Source organism: Streptomyces ortus (assembly GCF_026341275.1).
Taxonomy (GTDB): domain Bacteria; phylum Actinomycetota; class Actinomycetes; order Streptomycetales; family Streptomycetaceae; genus Streptomyces; species Streptomyces ortus.
Window position 1 is genome coordinate 3,429,868 of the sequence record NZ_JAIFZO010000002.1, and the last position, 15,896, is coordinate 3,445,763.

The 15,896-nt window shown below is 68.8% G+C and carries 18 protein-coding genes and 1 pseudogene; 9 read left to right on the forward strand and 10 right to left on the reverse strand.

Features of this window, described 5'->3' with window-relative positions; translation table 11 throughout:
• The first annotated feature begins 246 nt into the window (after positions 1-246).
• Complete coding sequence (locus tag K3769_RS18415; RefSeq protein ID WP_267031432.1) at positions 247-1,332, forward strand: polyprenyl synthetase family protein; 1,086 nt, start codon at positions 247-249, stop codon at positions 1,330-1,332.
• Positions 1,333-1,369: 37 nt separating this feature from the next.
• Here the strand turns inward: K3769_RS18415 and K3769_RS18420 are convergent, their stop codons facing one another.
• The 3 genes from K3769_RS18420 to K3769_RS18430 all read right to left on the reverse strand — a co-directional run bounded on the left by K3769_RS18420 (position 1,370) and on the right by K3769_RS18430 (position 3,711).
• Positions 1,370-2,053 (reverse strand): phosphatase PAP2 family protein, encoded by a 684-nt coding sequence (locus K3769_RS18420; protein WP_267027496.1) that lies wholly within the window; start codon positions 2,051-2,053, stop codon positions 1,370-1,372.
• Between the two features lie 228 nt (positions 2,054-2,281).
• Positions 2,282-2,743 (reverse strand): cupin domain-containing protein, encoded by a 462-nt coding sequence (locus tag K3769_RS18425; RefSeq protein WP_024494953.1) that lies wholly within the window; start codon positions 2,741-2,743, stop codon positions 2,282-2,284.
• A 14-nt stretch (positions 2,744-2,757) separates the two neighbouring features.
• Positions 2,758-3,711, reverse strand: a complete 954-nt coding sequence (locus K3769_RS18430; protein WP_267027497.1) for a helix-turn-helix domain-containing protein — start codon at positions 3,709-3,711, stop codon at positions 2,758-2,760.
• Between the two features lie 305 nt (positions 3,712-4,016).
• Between K3769_RS18430 and K3769_RS18435 the strand changes: the two genes are divergently transcribed.
• The gene (locus K3769_RS18435) at positions 4,017-4,235 is read left to right on the forward strand and encodes a hypothetical protein (protein WP_267027498.1); all 219 of its coding nucleotides are present in this window, start codon (positions 4,017-4,019) and stop codon (positions 4,233-4,235) included.
• 230 nt (positions 4,236-4,465) lie between these two features.
• Positions 4,466-5,146 carry a DUF2238 domain-containing protein gene (locus tag K3769_RS18440; protein WP_267027499.1) on the forward strand — a complete coding sequence of 227 codons (681 nt, stop codon included), beginning with the start codon at positions 4,466-4,468 and terminating at the stop codon, positions 5,144-5,146.
• Between the two features lie 110 nt (positions 5,147-5,256).
• Here the strand turns inward: K3769_RS18440 and K3769_RS18445 are convergent, their stop codons facing one another.
• The 3 genes from K3769_RS18445 to K3769_RS18455 form a co-directional block, all read right to left on the reverse strand.
• Entirely contained in the window at positions 5,257-6,144 is an 888-nt protein-coding gene (locus K3769_RS18445) for an IS3 family transposase (RefSeq protein WP_267027500.1), read from the reverse strand.
• On the reverse strand, positions 6,141-6,440 hold the full coding sequence (locus K3769_RS18450; RefSeq protein WP_267027501.1) for a transposase: 300 nt from the start codon (positions 6,438-6,440) through the stop codon (positions 6,141-6,143). Before K3769_RS18450 ends, K3769_RS18445 begins: the two co-directional genes overlap by 4 nt.
• A gap of 145 nt (positions 6,441-6,585) precedes the next feature.
• A complete protein-coding gene (locus K3769_RS18455; RefSeq protein WP_267027502.1) occupies positions 6,586-6,789 on the reverse strand; it encodes an SbtR family transcriptional regulator in 204 nt (67 codons plus the stop codon).
• On the opposite strand from K3769_RS18455, the gene K3769_RS18460 reads away from it, so the two are divergent.
• Positions 6,790-7,179: a hypothetical protein gene (locus K3769_RS18460; RefSeq protein WP_267027503.1), complete on the forward strand. Its 390-nt coding sequence runs from the start codon at positions 6,790-6,792 to the stop codon at positions 7,177-7,179.
• Between the two features lie 184 nt (positions 7,180-7,363).
• Here the strand turns inward: K3769_RS18460 and K3769_RS18465 are convergent, their stop codons facing one another.
• On the reverse strand, positions 7,364-8,050 hold the full coding sequence (locus K3769_RS18465) for an alpha/beta fold hydrolase (RefSeq protein WP_267027504.1): 687 nt from the start codon (positions 8,048-8,050) through the stop codon (positions 7,364-7,366).
• Positions 8,051-8,263: 213 nt separating this feature from the next.
• Between K3769_RS18465 and K3769_RS18470 the strand changes: the two genes are divergently transcribed.
• The gene (locus K3769_RS18470) at positions 8,264-9,226 is read left to right on the forward strand and encodes a helix-turn-helix transcriptional regulator (RefSeq protein ID WP_267027505.1); all 963 of its coding nucleotides are present in this window, start codon (positions 8,264-8,266) and stop codon (positions 9,224-9,226) included.
• A gap of 189 nt (positions 9,227-9,415) precedes the next feature.
• Entirely contained in the window at positions 9,416-10,594 is a 1,179-nt protein-coding gene (locus tag K3769_RS18475; protein WP_267027506.1) for a PP2C family protein-serine/threonine phosphatase, read from the forward strand.
• Between the two features lie 29 nt (positions 10,595-10,623).
• Here K3769_RS18475 and K3769_RS18480 read toward each other — a convergent pair whose 3' ends face one another.
• The 3 genes from K3769_RS18480 to K3769_RS18490 all read right to left on the reverse strand — a co-directional run bounded on the left by K3769_RS18480 (position 10,624) and on the right by K3769_RS18490 (position 11,701).
• Positions 10,624-11,127 (reverse strand): MarR family winged helix-turn-helix transcriptional regulator, encoded by a 504-nt coding sequence (locus tag K3769_RS18480; protein ID WP_267027507.1) that lies wholly within the window; start codon positions 11,125-11,127, stop codon positions 10,624-10,626.
• Between the two features lie 9 nt (positions 11,128-11,136).
• Positions 11,137-11,454, reverse strand: coding sequence for a hypothetical protein (locus K3769_RS18485; protein ID WP_267027508.1), 318 nt, complete (start codon positions 11,452-11,454; stop codon positions 11,137-11,139).
• Positions 11,455-11,563: 109 nt separating this feature from the next.
• Positions 11,564-11,701 carry a hypothetical protein gene (locus tag K3769_RS18490; protein ID WP_267027509.1) on the reverse strand — a complete coding sequence of 46 codons (138 nt, stop codon included), beginning with the start codon at positions 11,699-11,701 and terminating at the stop codon, positions 11,564-11,566.
• Between the two features lie 575 nt (positions 11,702-12,276).
• Between K3769_RS18490 and K3769_RS18495 the strand changes: the two genes are divergently transcribed.
• The 3 genes and pseudogenes from K3769_RS18495 to K3769_RS18505 form a co-directional block, all read left to right on the forward strand.
• The gene (locus K3769_RS18495) at positions 12,277-13,059 is read left to right on the forward strand and encodes an ABC transporter ATP-binding protein (protein ID WP_267027510.1); all 783 of its coding nucleotides are present in this window, start codon (positions 12,277-12,279) and stop codon (positions 13,057-13,059) included.
• Positions 13,060-13,143: 84 nt separating this feature from the next.
• Positions 13,144-15,684 carry an ABC transporter permease gene (locus K3769_RS18500; RefSeq protein WP_267027511.1) on the forward strand — a complete coding sequence of 847 codons (2,541 nt, stop codon included), beginning with the start codon at positions 13,144-13,146 and terminating at the stop codon, positions 15,682-15,684.
• 7 nt (positions 15,685-15,691) lie between these two features.
• A pseudogene (locus K3769_RS18505) lies at positions 15,692-15,811 on the forward strand (DUF1905 domain-containing protein); the annotation flags it as partial.
• Positions 15,812-15,896: the final 85 nt, after the last annotated feature.

The window sequence follows — 15,896 nt, forward strand, 5'->3', positions numbered from 1 at the left end:
TCGGTGGCGAGCCTCGGACCGCTCACCCGTCTCTTCCCGCTTTGGTCCGGGTGTCAACGAGCAAAACGGTGCGCAGGCAACGGTGTCCCCCACTCCCGACACTCGAGAGCCGCACACACCGCCGTACGGCCACATCCGCCCCGGGCCCGGGGTCGACCCGGCAGGGCCGGTCACCCGTTCGGGTGTCCCGCGGCCCCGAGTTGGCGCTTGCGTCTGTGAGGCTGAAAGCCTGGGCCTGTGAACGACATGATCACCAGTGCTAGGCAACGCGCCTCCGAGTACCAGTACCGCTTCAACGCCCGCTTCGCGGACTACTTCGACACCCTGACCGACCCCGAGGGCGGCGCCCTCGACGTGCCCCCACGCGGAGCGTTCCCCTCGCGCGCCCTCGACCTGGTGCGCGACATGTCACTGCGCGGCGGCAAACGCCTACGCGTGGCATTCCTTTACGAGGCCGCCGCGCTGATCACCGACGAGCCGGTGCCGGGCCTGGACGAAGCCGCCATCAGCATCGAACTGCTCCAGACCCACGGCCTGATCCACGACGACATCATCGACGGCTCAGCCGTGCGCCGCGGCGCCCAGTCCGTCCCCCACGCCTACCGCGACGAGTTCCCCGACCGGCCCGACACTGCTCTGGGCCTGGCCGTCCTCGCCGGTGACCTGGCCGCTTTCCTCTCACTGCGCGTCCTGGCCACCGCCGACCTGCCACCCGACCGGGCCGCGGCCATGACCGCCGTACAGGCCGACGCCGGCGCCCTCACCGTCATCGGACAGTTCCTCGACCTCGAACGCGACTTCGGCCCCGTCCCGGACCTCGACCTGCTCCACGTGGTCACCGAGTTCAAGTCCACCAGGTACTCCGTGCTCGCCCCGCTGCGCCTCGGGTTGCTCGCCACCGGCGCCGACCTGGCACCCTACGACAGCGAACTGCGCCGCTACTCCACCGCGCTGGGCATCGCCAACACCCTCCGTGACGACTGGCTCGACCTGTTCGGAGACCCCGCCGCGGTAGGCAAGTCCCTCGGGTCCGACATCCGCTCCGGACGCCGCAGCTACGCGGTCCGTGCCCTGCTCGCCGCCGCCACCGAAGAGACCGAACGCAAAGTCCTGGACACGGCGCTGGGCGATCCGCAGTGCGACGACGACACGCTCGACCGCGTACGCGCCATCGCACGACGCCACGGTGTCGACCAGTCCGTACAGGCCGACGCAGACCGCTACGCACACGAGGCCTCCACCCTGGCCGGCTCCTGGCACTCACGCTGGCGGACGCAGGCCGTGGCCTTCTTCGAGCACCTGCCGGCCTGGACCGCGGCCCGCGACCGCTGACTCCCTCCGACACCTCCGGGCACCCGGTCGGGGCGGATCAGCGCAGGCCCGCGAACACCGCCCCGCCCAGCACCAGACCCAGCGCCGCGCCAACGACCACCTGCGCGCGAGTGTGGCAGTCCAGCCGTACCCGCGACCACGCCACCGCCACGACCGCAGCACCCAGTACCAGAACCAGCAGTACGCCGGCCGCCGCAGCGTGCGGGCGACAGGCGATCACGAGCACCCCCGTTGCGGCGGCGGTCACCGCGGAGTGCGCCGACACCTTCCACACCGACGTCACAGCGGACCCGACCACCACCACCGCGACCATCGCCGCCACCACAGCGGCAACCTCACGCGGCGCGCCCGCCCCGTAGAGCACCGCCACTGCGCCCGACAGCAACAGCAGCAGACCCGGAATGGCGACCAGCCGATCCTGCCGCACCCGCAATCCCCGCCCCCACCACCGACGCCACGAGTCGACCGCCAGGAACGCGGCCGGCACCACTCCGGCGAGCAGCCCCGCGCCCAGCCCCCACCACACTCCAACCGAGCCGGCCACCCGCCACCCCAGGTACGGCGGGAGTACGACCATCCAGTGCGGCGGCTCGAAAACCCCGCTCACCCAGGCCGCCCACCGCAGCCCCGGCCGCTCCGTCACCCCGTCCACCACAGACTTCCTCCACCGAGCGTCCGGACAGACCACGAGGTGCGGCTCGTCCCGCACACTGCCACCCACCACAACGAATGTCCCGCACACAAGAAACCACTTCGCGACCGTCACGATTGGTCTGACGTGTCCAGCACGTTCGAGTGACTGTCTCCGAGACTGCGAGAACCCCGCCTGTGCGAAGCGGACATTCGCCGGACAGGTGCGTACGGTGCTCTCCCCGCTGATGCGGCTGCCGCTGTCACCTCGGGTCGCCGTAGCGTTCGTAGCGGTCGCATGGGTGGCACGGAAGCCGCTTCACGAGGCGTATTCGTTCGAGATCTCGGTGGCGTAGTTCTTCCAAAGCGGTTGCATGGTCTCGGCGTTGACCGGCTGCCCGGAATCGATCATGGCCTTGAAGTCGCGGAAGTACTGCACATACAGGTCCGGCGTGAAGGTGTTCAGCATGACCGCGTTCTCGTCGCCGACGTTGGCGAACGTGTGCGGCGCCCCGGTCGGCACGATGACCCAGGTGCCCGGCCCGGCGTCGTACTGGTCCTCGCCGACGGTGAACCGGAACGTTCCCGCCAGCACGTAGAAGCCCTCGTCATGCTGGGCGTGGCGATGCTGCAACGGACTCGGGGTGCCTGGCGGAATGGTGACCTCAGCGAATCCCAGCCGGTGGTCGGTGTGCTCCCCGTTCTCCAGGATGCGGATCTGCTGCGCCCCACTGCCGAGGATCTCGCCCTCACCGGGGCGGACGATGTTTACCTTCGCCATGACTTCTCCTATTGCTATGGCCTACCTTGGTCACCACCATCCTTGTCCGGGCCGGCTGTGCGCGTCTTGGTCGTCTGTGCACGGTTGCTGGTTACCAGTGCACGGGCGTTGTAGCCGTACATCGCCTTGAAGAGCTTGCTGAAATGTGTGGGATCGGAGAATCCCCACCGGGCAGCCACGGCGGTGACCGTACGTCCGCTTCCGGCCAGCTCGGCCCGGCAGCGTTCCAGACGGCGACGGCGGATCAGGGCCGCGACGGTGAGCGGCTGGTCCTCGAACAGCTTGTGCAGCCGGCGTACGGAGATGTTGTGGGCGGCGGCGATGCCGGGCGGGGACAGATCGGGATCGGCCAGCCGGGTCTCGATGTAGCCGGCGATCCGGCTCCGCAGCCGCTCGTCCGGGGCCGGTTGTTCGTCGCCGAGCCGGGCCTCCAGCGCGACCGCGATCAGCTCGACGACGGCTGCCGCCGACCGCAACGCCTCCGCCTCGCGGAACTCGGTCGCCGACCACGCCGACTCCCGGGCCAGCACCGAGACGAGAGCACCCGGACCGTGGCTGCCGTCGATACGTACGCCCATGAGCCGGTCGATCTGCGCGGGCCGGATCCGAAGCTCGCGGCGCGGAATCAGGATGGTGACGTGCGCCGCGGCGGTGCTCTCGAAGCGGAGCGTACGCGCGGGGTCGAGCAGTACCAGGTCGGTCGGTCCCAGTTCGGCTTCGCCGCGTCCTTGCTCGATCCGCGTCCGGCCCCGGGTCATCACCTTGACCGCCAGGTTCTCGCTGTCGGAGGCGTCACGCTGCCGCCCGATGCAGGAGCTCTCGGGCGTGGTGAGGGAGACCAGCCGCAGCGGCCCGAGGTCACGGGTGGTGATCCGGCCTTGGAAGCCTGCGCCGGCCCGCTTGTTGACCAGCGGCGGAAACCCGCTGGCGGCAAGCTCGTTCTGGAACGTCTCAAGGTTGCCGATCACCGGTCCACGATAACGCCGACACTCCGGGGGTACGCTGTTCGGCGGGGGTTCACTCACGCTCGCCCGTCCTCCGGCCTTTTGCTCGCCCGGTTACTCCCCCTGACGGATCGAAGCCCTTTGGCGTCTGCCGTCCCTGAGCTTTCGCACCCTCTGTGGGCAAGACCCGGGGCCCACGTCAGGGCGGAATTCGGTCTCAAGCACTGACCGAGAACGGGGTGCAGCAGTCGTTTTCATCCGTTGGCAGTGGCCCGAGGTGTCCCTTGGTCTGGAGTTCCTCGTCGACCGCCCTCTGATATCACCGCTCCATGTCCGCAGAGGGGGAAGACTGCGAGCTGGTCGATGCGGGAGAGGAGCAGGCCGCCGGTCATCTGGCCCAACTGCTGGGCCTGTTGTGGATCCTGCGCACCGATCTGATCCGTTTGCGTCAGCTGTGTGCCCGCACGGAACTGCACGGCCACATCCCTGCGCTCATACGCCGCCGCATCTACGTAGCTGGGTCCCATGTCGACGTACCTTGCCGGTAGTTGACTTCGTGCGACGCAGCGGGAAGCGTGCAAAGCTGTCGCCCATGGCGCATGGCCCATGCACCGTCACCGACGTCGTCGGCTCGGGCACGTCCAGGCAGAAGGAAGGGTTCCGGCATTCATCACCCCGGTCTGGGCACTGCGACGCGGTGGTCTGAGTACACGTACTCATGAGGGTGCTCGCCGGTAGGCCCGATAGTGAGGGTCCGCCCTGCGACGAGGAGCAGTCCATGACCGCCGCCCACCCCGCCCCCGCCCCGACGCTGGACGCGAGGTTGCCGCCCCGACGTCGTCTGCCCGCCGCCCTGGCCGTCGCGGTGACCGCGGCGCTCGTCGTGTCGAGGTTCGGCGCGGCCGATCCTACGACCTGGCTGCTGGAGACGGTGTGGGTGATGGCGGGCCTGCCGCTGGCGATCCTGCTGCGCCACCGCTTCCCGCTGAGCGGTCTGTTGTGCGCTCTGCTGGCGGCGCACGCCCTGGTCCTCATCGTGGGCGGTCACTACACCTACGCGGAGGTACCCGCAGGGGACTGGGTGCGCGACTGGCTCGGCTGGGACCGCAACCCCTACGACCGCTTCGGCCACCTCGTGCAGGGCTTCGTCCCCGCCATCCTGGTACGTGAACTCCTCATCCGCACCTCCCCGTTGCGCGGCAGCCGCTGGCTCGCCCCGCTCACCGTCTGCGCCTGCCTCGCCTTCAGCGCCGTCTTCGAGATGGTGGAATGGCTCGCGGCGGTCACCGGAGGCGAAGCCGCGGATGCCTTCCTCGGCACGCAGGGAGACGTCTGGGACACCCAGTGGGACATGTTCTGCGCCCTGATCGGCGCCATCTGTGCCTTGCTGCTTCTGAGCCGCGTCCACGACCGCGCCCTCGCCCGTCTGGGCCAGGGCAGGCCGACCGCCACCTCGTGAGAGGAAGCCGCAGCGACGCCTCGGGACCCTCCCCGTACCCGCTGGGGAGGGTCCCGAGATCCTCGCGTTCTTCGGGGTGAAGCTTCCCCGTGATCTTGGACACTCGATCTTTATGCCGCGAGGCCGTGTTGGTGGCGCCGCCGGGTCTCGGCTGGCGTGAGGTAGCCGAAGACCTTGTGCTTGCGTAGCCGACGTCGGTTGTAGAACGTCTCGATGAAGTCGAAGACCTGGGCTCGGGCGGTGGCCCGGTCGGGCCAGACGCGGGTGCCGATCTCTTCTTTGAGCAGGGCCCAGAAACTCTCCGCAGCGGCATTGTCGAAGCAAGATCCCGTGCGGCCGCAGCTTTGCCGGAGGCGCAACTCGCCTATTGCGCAACGGAATTGACTGCTCGTGTATTCGCTGCCACGGTCCAAATGTGCTATGCAGCCGGGCCGGAGACGGCCACGGCCCGCGGCCATCCTCAGCGCATCGACGACCAGGTCGGCGCGATGATGATCGGCCATCGAGTAGCCGACGACCTCGCGCGTGGCCAGGTCCAGCCAGCAGGCGAGGTAGAGCCAGCCCTCGGCGGTCGGCAGCGCGGTGATGTCGCCGACCAGCTTCGTGCCGGGCGCATCGGCGTGGAAGTCGCGGCCGATGAGGTCCGGGGCCGGCCTGGCCTTCTTGTCCGGCCGGGTCAGCGAACGGCGCTTGCGGTGGGTGACGCCCTGGATGCCGTGCTCGCGCATGAGGCGGGCGACCCGTTTACGGTTCACTCGCCGTCCCAGACGCCGCAGCTCGGCATGGACGCGCGGGACGCCATAGGTCTGGCGCGAGCCGACATGGATCACTCTGTTTTCGTGCACCAGGGCTTGATCGGCGGCCCGCCAAACGGTCCGAGTTTTCGCCGCGGCGAGCCAGGCGTAGAAGGAGGAGCGGGCCACCTTCAACAGGCGGCACAGGAAAGCGACGCCGTGGGTGGTCTTCTCCGCCTCGATGAACGCGTACGTCTCGTTCACCGATCGCTCTCCTTCGCGAAGAAGACCGCGGCTTTTCGCAGCACCTCGATCGTCTTGGCCTGCTCGGCGTTCTGCCGACGCAGCCGCTTTAGCTCCTCGCGCTCAGCGCTCGTGAGCTCACCCGGAGCGCCTTCGCCCCGGTCAGCCTTGGCCTGGCGGTACCAGCCGCGCAGGGACTCCGAGCTGATGCCGAGTTCCCGGGCGACGGCGGTGACCGTCTTGCCCGTGGAGTCGACGAGCGCGATCGCGTCCCGTTTGAACTCTTCGGTGTACCGCTTCGTGTACTTGCTTCCCACCTGGTGCTACTTCCTCTGGAACCTCAAGATCCCAGTCTCCAGGTGTCCATGATCAAGGGGAAGGTTCAGGGGGTGGCGGGTCCAGTCGTTGGGAAGGGCCCGCCACATCCGCTTCACCGTGAGTGAACCAAACTGCGTGCGTAAGTCACGTGCGCGGCTCGTACCGCTGCGTACGCAGTCCGTCCAGGATGAGCGCGAGCATGTGGGGCGCCCGGTCCTCGGGGCCGTGCGCGGCGCGCCACAGCGCGCCGGTGAGCTGGAGGAAGTCACGTGGATCGGCGTCCTTTCGGATGGTCCCGTCCTCCTTGCCCGCGTCGAGGCCGACTACGTACGGCCGAACCTGAAGCACATGCAGCTGTCAGGAATGGACACCACGGGCCGAAAGGACCAGAAGAAATGGGGCAAGACAGCCGTCGATCCGACGGTTCCTGCCGGGGAGAACGGGCTGACCGACTGCACCCACCCCTTCGCCTCGTTCGGCAAGGCCACCAAAGGCAAGACCGTCACCATCGCCGGGGTACCGACGATCAGCCTGATCGTCACCGACAAGACTGACAAGACTGACAAGGCCGACGAGGACGCCACCTGGACCTTCCACGTGGCGACCGAGGGCGAGCCCTACATCTACCGGGTCGTGTACAAGAGCCCCGACCTCCGCAACGTCACCTCCTTCAGCGCCTTCGACACCCCCTTCAATGTCGAACCCCCCAAAACCGACGTCATCGACCTCACCGACTGACCCCAACAACCTGCCCTCCCCGCCGCCGGACAGAGAACACAGCAAACCCGCCCGCAGGGAGGCCCGGCCCAGCCGGGAGTCGACCGACTGGGCTCGTGGCAAGGAGATCTGGGCAGCGGCGAGCATTCCGCCGCGAACCGGCCCGCCGAGAGCGGGGGTTTGCCCATGCCTGGGATTTTCCGCGTCAGGCCGCGCCAGCTGCCGCAGCCAGGATCCGGGCCAGTTCGGCAGGCCGCGTGAGCATGGGCCAGTGGCCCGAGTCGAGGTCGGCAAAGTCGATGTGCTTGGCCCGAGCGAGCTCCGGGGCGTCGCCGGCGTTGATCAGTTCCTGCGCCTGCTCGGGCGTGAACTCGGGACACACGACCACGGTCGGAACGTCGAACCGCCGTTCGTCCGCGAGCCGCACCACTCCCCTGGTCACGCCTACGGGCACGGAAATCGCACCGGCCTCAAACTCCCGCCTCGCCCCGTCGTCGAGGTCGGCAGCGTCCGGTCCCTCGAACGGGCCCCAGCCGGGGAAGCGCATGACACCGTCGCTCACCTCGAAGAAGTCGGCGTACGGCTGACCGTCGGCCGTGGGGAAACCACCGATGAGGGCAACCTTCGCGATCCGCTCCGGCCGCCGGTCGGCGGCGAGCCAGGCCAGTGTGCAGGCGGCGGAATGCGCCACCACCATCGGCTTGCCGGCCGCCGCGTCCACTGCGGCCAGCACCGTCGCCAACTGGTCGTCGAGCGTGGCGGACACGGAACCGTCCCCCTGGCCCGGGAGGGTCAGCGGCACGGGGCGATGGCCGAGCGACTCCATCGCGGACGCGACACGGTCCCACACCGATCCGTTCAGCCACAGGCCGCCGATGAGCAGAATGTCCATGGTCAGTTCCCCTTCTCCGACTTCATGGATGCCACCGTAGGAGGTGATCCGGACAATCCACTGCCGGTTCATCCGGTGCCCGCCCAAACGCCCTGAGCGAAGGCCGTCGGCGGTCCACAGATGGCAACCAGGCCCTGTTGCCCTCGCCCGACGGGCCCGGGGCGACGGACTCACGTAACCCCAGAGCCCAGCGGAGCGGATTAGCCTGTTCCTGTGCCGAACGATCTCAGCCCCACCGCGCGTGCCCTGCGCGCCCTGGAGATCCTCCAGACCCGCCCCGGTACGACAGCCGGCGAACTCGCCGAGCGGCTGGGCGTCACGGAGCGGGCCGCGCGCCGGTACGTCGAGATCCTCCGAGAGGCCGACATCCCCGTGGAGTCGGCCCGAGGGCCGCACGGCGGGTACTGGCTGGGGCGCGGGACGCGGCTGCCGCCTGTGCACTTCACGCAGTCCGAAGCCATCGGCCTGGTGATGGCGGTACTCAGCGGCCAGCCGACCGCGGCCAACGCCGACGACCTGATCGGCACCGCCCTGGGCAAGGTCGTCAAGGCGCTTCCGGAGAGCGTCGGTCAACAGGCGGCAATGCTGAGGGAGTACGCGTCGGCCGCGGCGGACCCGTACGCGGCCCGCCCCGATCCGGCCGTCACCAGCGAACTCGTCGATGCCATCGCGGCCCGGCGTCGCGTCTCGGTCACCTACGGCAGTGAGGCGGGCAACGAGTGGGAGGCGGAGGTCGATCCCTGGTCCCTCGTCATCCGCTACGGGCGCTGGTACTTGCTGTGCCACTCCCATCGCGCGGACGCCATCCGCACGTACCGGGTCGACCGGGTCCGCACGGTCCGACCGACCGAGCGCGGGTTCGAACCGCCCGAGGGCCTCGACCCGGTTGCGGTACTTGAGGAGAACCTGGGCCTCGGATGGGAGTTCTCCACCCGTGTGGTGTTCGACGCTCCCCAGGCCGAGGTGGCCCCGTGGGTCCGGCCGCCCATGGGGCGTCTTGAGCCCTTGAAGGACGGCTGCGTACTGGTCGGCAGCACCCGCAACCCGGACATGTACGCGCAGGAATGGCTGGCGCGGATACCGTTCACCTTCCGGGTCGAGGGCGGGGAGGAACTGCGTGCCGCGGTTGCGGCGCTCGCGGCACGTTTCACCGGCGCCGTAACGGACCAGTCCTGACCGTGCCCGGCGTGTCGGCGAAAGCGGGACTCGCCCGCGCGGGGCAGTGCGCCGGCGAGGTATCCGGTTTCGTGCGGGGTGCGGGGTGCGGGGTGCGGGGCGCAGCCGATGAGAGGTCGCGCTCCCGGGTTCGACGCGTGGTTAGCTGGCCGACATCTTCTCCCCTGTTCCAGACGAATGGCGCTGATCATGACCCGCTTCCTGGCCGTCGAGCGCGCTCTGCGCACGGGTGCTCCCCACGAACTTCTCGGCACGGTGCGTGACGCACTGATCGAGCACTTCCAGGCAACCCGGGTCGACCTGCTCGTGGCGGACTACAGTTCCACCGTCCTTCAGCCGGTGATCACTCTTCCTCATACTGCCGAGCCCTTGTCAGTGCGGAGCAGCCCGGAGGGCCGCGCCTTCCTGAGTCAGGAGCCTTACGGAAAGCGCATCTCGCAGGACGGGACGGTGGACCTGCATCTGCCGGTGACCGTTCGCGGCGACAGGCTCGGAATCCTGACCCTACGACTCCCGGAGCACAGGTGCACTCCGCAGGATGTCGACGAATTGACCGGACTCGCGGAAGTGCTGGGTCACGAAATCCTGGTGGCCGAGCGCGACACCGATCTCTATCTCCAGGCCCGCCGCAGTCAGCGCCTCACCCTGGCGGCGGAGATGCAGTGGCAGCTTTTGCCCGCCCGCTCGTGCGCACGTCATGAATACGCCATCGGAGGGCAATTGGAGCCCGCCTACGACATCCACGGCGACAACTTCGACTGGGCGACCACAGCCGACACTCTCACTCTCACCGTCACCAACGGAATGGGCGAAGGGATCCATGCCTCTCTGCTGACGAATCTGGCAGTGAACGCCCTTCGCAATGCCCGCAGAGCCGGAATCGGCATCGCCGATCAGGCAGCGCTCGCCGATCAGGCCGTCTATGCCCAGCATCAGGGACTGCAATATGTATCGACGTTGCTGCTGTTCTTCGAACTCACCACAGGGCGCGTACAGGTGGTGGACGCCGGATCGCCCCAGCTCTGGCGTCAGCGTGGCAAGGTCGTGGAGCGGATCGACTTCGAGGCGCAGCAGCCTCTCGGCATGTTCGACGAGACCCTGTACGACGCGCAGGAATTCCAGGCTCTGCCCGGCGACCGTCTGATCTTCGTCAGCGATGGGGTCTACGGCGCTGTCTCCGGGACGGGGGAAGTGTTCAAGGAGCGGGCGCTCGCACGAGCCATTCAAAACGTGCGCCTCCTGCCGGCAGCCTCGGTTCCCCGGGCCGTACTGGAGGAGCTGAGGACGTATCGCGACGCGGATCCCGACGATGACGCCCTCGTCGTCTGCCTTGACTGGTTCGGCCGCGATTCGGCGCGGTCGCACTGACGGTCGAGTGACGCACGGTCCTTGGCGGCTCAGGCTGTGGAGTCGGCCCGGGACGTGTTGATTTCCTCGTCGGTGGCGTTGAGCGTGGCGCTGAGTCCGGCGAGTCCCGTGGCCAGTGCGCGCCGTTCGGTCGAGGGCATGCTGTTGATCGCCTCGTGCAGCATGGCGTCACGCTGCTCTCGGATGCGTCGCAGATGCCGTTTTCCCGAGGGGGTCAGCCGCAGAGCGACCTCGCGTCCGCTGTCAGGCGACGGCAAGCGCTCGAGGAAACCTATGGCCTGCAGGCGGTCGCACATGCGGGTCACGGTCGCGGGTGCGGAGGCGAGCTGGTCGCACACCGTACGCATTCGGATGCCGTCCTGCCGGTCGACGACGTACATCAGACGCAGTTGGGACGCCGAGCCCGGCACGGTGGCACCGGCGGTGGAGTTCCTGGCGTGCTCCCACATCACGTCGAGGAGTTCGGTGATGGCGCTGGCCGACTGGGCCACCTGGTGAAGTGTCCCCGTGGGAGTGGTGCCTGGTGCGGTCATCGTTGCCCATCAGTGTGTGCTGGTGCCCGGTGAACGGCTGGCAGTGGCGCAGGTGCTGGTGTACGTCGTGCCGTGAGGGGGTCGGGGGGGGCCGGTGAGGAGCAGGATCCGGTCCAGGGGTGCGGGCCGGTGCCCCAGGCACCACCGTACTCCCGCCGCGGTGGTGCGGCGTCTGCTCGTCGCGATGCCGGAAAGGCTTATGGAGCCGACCATTCCGAGCCCGCCACCGGGCAGCTGCAGGATCCTCAGTCCGAGCCGGGCGGTGCGCTGTCCTCTGGCCTCGTTCACGAGACGTTCGACGCTCAGCCCGTAGCGCGGCCGTGCCATCGTGGTTCACGCCGGCGGGTCCTGGCCGTGGCCACGGCCAGGACCCGTATCCCCGCAAGGTCGGCGGTTGTCCCGGCTCAGCTCGCGGGAGCCGGGACGGGCCGTCAGGTCAAGGGGTTGGTGACCCCGACGTCCAGAGGTGGGAGCTGATCACGTTGTTCGCGTTCGTCGACGTGTTGTCCAGTTCGAGGACGTTGTCCCGCAGGTCGTCGACGTAGAGCTCGCCCCGTGCGAGGCAGCCCCGCACGCCCTCGTGGCTCGCGTCCGCGTAGAACAGGCCCGGCCCGCGGTCACCGCCGACGCCGTCGGTCGGGCCGGATTCGACGTACAGCCCGTCAGCACGGGGAGGGCGGATATCACCGTGGCGATGGTCATGGTGGTGCTCTGTCGCCCCCGTGGCACGCTGTTTCCTTCCGGCCTGAGCGCACCCCCTCCGCTGTGAGTGAATGTCGACGAGGACTGGTTGTCCCCGTTCCACAGAAGAGGATGGGCGTCACGATGCGCCCCGTCGTTATGACTGACTGCACAAGCCTTTAGTCTGCGTGCACGGTTGCGCACTGCCGGCAGAACCGCCTCGAAGAGAAGCCGTGGGGCCCGCTGTCGGGTCCAGGCAGCCTTCCGGCGGAGGTTTCTCCTCCTTGAGGACTACTCGGCGGCGGCCATCTTCAACTTTGGACCTGATCGGGAACGGGCACGCGGTCGGATGTCCGGGGCCTCCTCGGCACGGACGATGGAGACCAGAGCGAAATCCCACTGGTTCATCTCCACGTGCCCTCGGCAGCTTCCGATCCGAGAGCCCTCGTACGACAGGAGCACTCCACCGTGACCGCCTTCCCCACCGGTGCCCCCACCGCGACCCGCCCCGCCGTGGCCGCGGCCCGCGCAACGGACCTGACCAAGGTGTACGGACACGGCGAGACCCAGGTGGTCGCCCTGGACAGCGTCTCTGTCGAGTTCCGGCAGGCCGAATTCACGGCCATCATGGGGCCTTCGGGCTCCGGCAAGTCCACGCTCATGCACTGCATGGCAGGTCTGGACGCCATCTCCAGCGGCTCGGCGCGTATCGGCGACGTCGAGGTGTCCGCGCTGAAGGACAAAAAGCTCACCCAGTTGCGCCGCGACAAGATCGGCTTCATCTTCCAGGCCTTCAACCTGCTGCCGACGCTGACCGCCCTGGAGAACATCACGCTCCCCATGGACATCGCCGGCCGCAAGCCCAACAAGGACTGGGTGGACATGGTCGTGGAGACCGTCGGCCTGTCCGGGCGGCTCAAGCACCGGCCGAACCAGCTCTCCGGTGGCCAACAGCAGCGGGTGGCCGTGGCCCGCGCCCTGGCGGGCAAGCCCGAGATCATGTTCGCCGACGAGCCCACCGGCAACCTCGACTCGCGCTCCGGCGCCGAGGTCCTCGGCTTCCTGCGCAACTCGGTGCAGGAGCTCGGCCAGACCGTCGTCATGGTCACCCATGACCCGGTCGCGGCCGCCCACGCGGGCCGGGTGATCTTTCTCGCCGACGGCCGGATCGTCGACGAGCTGTACAACCCGACCGCCGGCACCGTCCTCGACCGCATGAAGCGCTTCGACGCCAAGGGGCGCACGACCTGACGCCGCGCTCGGCGGCCTCCCGGCCCGGCGCCGCCGCACCGCGAACCGGCCACCCCGCTCCCGCCTCTCCTCCAGGACTCCCCCATGTTCCGTACCGCCCTGCGCAATGTGCTGGCCCACAAGGCCCGGTTGCTGATGACCGTGCTCGCCGTGCTCCTCGGCGTCGCCTTCGTGTCCGGCACCCTGGTGTTCACCGACACGATCTCGAAGGCCTACCAGAAGAGCTCCGAGAAGGGGTTCGACGATGTCGACGTCGCAGTTCGCCCGCACGACAAGCACGACGACAAGACCCCCGGTGACCCACCGCGCCTGAGCCGGCGCCTGCTGGACCAGATCTCGGCCGTTCCCGGGGCCGACACGGTCACCGGCACGGTGGCCGGCTACACCGCCGTCGCCGACAAGGACGGCGATCTCCTCGGCAACGGCTTCTCCAGCACCGGCGGCAACTACTACCCCGCGAAGAACGGCAAGGATCCGCGGTACGACCTCGGCTCAGGCCGCGCCCCGAACACCGCCGCCGAGGTGGCTCTGGATGCCAAGACCGCCGACCGCGGCGACTACCGCGTGGGCGACACCGTGCGGCTGTCCAGCGACGGCCCGGTGCGTCAGAAGAAGATCGTCGGCATCTTCTCCACCGACGACGGCAATGTCGCGGCGGGCGGCACCCTCACGCTCTTCGACGACGCCACCGCGCAGAAGCTGTTCACCAAGCCCGGCCAGTACGACCAGATCGACGTCAAGGCCGCGGCCGGCACCTCCCAGGCGACGCTGAAGGCCGGCGTGGACAAGTTGCTGCCCGCCAGGTCGGAGGCGGTCACCGGCAAGAAGCTCGCCGACGACCAGGCCAAGGACATCAAGGCCGGCATGAGCGGCCTGCAGACCGGCCTTCTGGTGTTCGCCGGAATCGCGCTGTTCGTCAGCATCTTCATCATCGCCAACACCTTCACCATGCTGGTCGCCCAGCGCACCCGGGAACTCGCCCTGATGCGCGCGGTCGGTGCCAGCCGCCGCCAGGTGACCCGTTCCGTGCTGATCGAGGCCACCGTCGTCGGTTCGGTCGCCGCCGTCACCGGGCTCCTCGCCGGCATCGGCCTCGGTGCCGCACTGCGTTCGCTGCTGGGCGCCACCGGCTCCACGGTCCCCGACGGGCCGCTGGTCGTCTCCTCCACCACCGTCCTGGCGGCGCTCCTCGTCGGCGTCGTCGTCACCGTCCTCGCCGCCTGGCTGCCCGGGCGCCGCGCCGCGAAGATCCCCCCGATCGCCGCGATGAGCAGCGTGCACGCCGCTCCGAGCGGCCGCGGCCTCGTCGTACGCAACACGATCGGCGCGATCCTCGCCGGCGGCGGTGTCGCACTGGTCCTCGCCGCGACGGGCATGAGCAGCGGCGACGCCAAGGCACCGATGGGCCTGGGCGCCGGCGCGCTGGTGATCGGCGTGTTCGTGCTCACCCCGCTGCTGTCCCGGCCGATGATCGCCGCCTGTGCACCGGTGCTGCGCGTCTTCGGTGTCGCGGGCAAACTCGCCCGCCAGAACGCGGTGCGCAACCCCCGCCGCACCGCCGCCACCGCCTCCGCGCTCATGATCGGACTCACCCTCATCACCGGCCTGACCGTGATCGCGGGCAGTGTGCAGAAGAGCATCGACGAGATGGCCGCGGGCTCCTTGCGCAGTGACTACGTCGTCTCCCTGGGAGCCACCGGCGCCACCGGCCTGTCACCGAATGTGGAGAAGACCCTCAAGCGTACCGACGGCGTCACCGCCACCAGCACCCAACGCACCTCCCCGGCCCTCGTCGACGGCGACACGGCGACGCTCACCGGCGTCAACGGCGACACCATCGGCCGGATGATCTCGGTCGACTTCAGTTCCGGCTCGCTCTCCGAGGTCACCGGGAACAACATCGTCGTCGACGACGACACCGCCCAGGACAACAACTGGCACGCGGGCTCCAAGGTCCCGGTCGCCTTCGAGGACAGCGCGAAGGAACAATTCACCGTGGCAGGCGTCTACGAGGGCAACTCCCTGCTCAACGGAGTCGTCATCGACAGCGCGGTGCTCTCCGCGCACATGGCCGACGTCACCGACAGCAAGGTGATGGTGAAGACCGAGGACGGCCCGAAGCAGGCCACGAAGGACGCGCTGCAGAAGGCGCTCGGCGACAACCCGGCCATCAATGTGCAGGACAGGAAGGACATCTCCAACGACATCGCCAAGGCGATCACCCTGCTGCTGAACATGCTCTACGGGCTGCTCGCCATGGCCGTGATCGTCGCCGTCCTCGGCGTCATCAACACCCTGGCCATGTCGGTCTTCGAGCGTTCCCGGGAGATCGGCATGCTGCGCGCCATCGGCCTGGACCGCAAGGGCATCAAGCGCATGGTGCGCCTGGAGTCGCTGGTCATCTCGCTCTTCGGCGCGGTCCTCGGCCTGTGCCTCGGTGCGTTCTTCGGCTGGGCGACCGGCGAACTGATCGCTCCCTCACTTCCGACGTACGAACTGGTCATGCCCTGGGGCCGGCTGGGGCTCTTCCTCGCTCTCGCCGCCGGCGTGGGCATGCTGGCCGCGGTGTGGCCCGCGCGCCGCGCCTCCAAACTCAACATGCTGGCGGCCATCAAGTCCGAGTGACCGCGCCTCGATGGCCCTGGGTGACGGCACACACAAGCTGCCGGTGAACGCGGACCTAAACAAAGCGATCGGCGAGGAGGCGGGCGACATCGTGACCGTCCGTCTGGAGGAACGGCCGGACTCCTGACCCGGGTCCCGGGAACGATCTGGGCGGGCGACCGGGGACCCGGCTGGGCGTCCGGGTCTGTGGTAGCGGGCCCGCGCCGAGCCAC

Excerpts from the sequence above, each read along its gene's own strand:
- K3769_RS18415 (WP_267031432.1), top strand. The coding sequence starts at position 247 with ATGATCACCAGTGCTAGGCAACGCGCCTCCGAGTACCAGTACCGCTTC.
- K3769_RS18425 (WP_024494953.1), bottom strand. The coding sequence starts at position 2,743 with ATGGCGAAGGTAAACATCGTCCGCCCCGGTGAGGGCGAGATCCTCGGC.
- K3769_RS18435 (WP_267027498.1), top strand. The coding sequence starts at position 4,017 with ATGTCCGCAGAGGGGGAAGACTGCGAGCTGGTCGATGCGGGAGAGGAG.
- K3769_RS18440 (WP_267027499.1), top strand. The coding sequence starts at position 4,466 with ATGACCGCCGCCCACCCCGCCCCCGCCCCGACGCTGGACGCGAGGTTG.
- K3769_RS18460 (WP_267027503.1), top strand. The coding sequence starts at position 6,790 with ATGCAGCTGTCAGGAATGGACACCACGGGCCGAAAGGACCAGAAGAAA.
- K3769_RS18465 (WP_267027504.1), bottom strand. The coding sequence starts at position 8,050 with ATGGACATTCTGCTCATCGGCGGCCTGTGGCTGAACGGATCGGTGTGG.
- K3769_RS18475 (WP_267027506.1), top strand. The coding sequence starts at position 9,416 with ATGACCCGCTTCCTGGCCGTCGAGCGCGCTCTGCGCACGGGTGCTCCC.
- K3769_RS18480 (WP_267027507.1), bottom strand. The coding sequence starts at position 11,127 with ATGACCGCACCAGGCACCACTCCCACGGGGACACTTCACCAGGTGGCC.
- K3769_RS18485 (WP_267027508.1), bottom strand. The coding sequence starts at position 11,454 with ATGGCACGGCCGCGCTACGGGCTGAGCGTCGAACGTCTCGTGAACGAG.
- K3769_RS18500 (WP_267027511.1), top strand. The coding sequence starts at position 13,144 with ATGTTCCGTACCGCCCTGCGCAATGTGCTGGCCCACAAGGCCCGGTTG.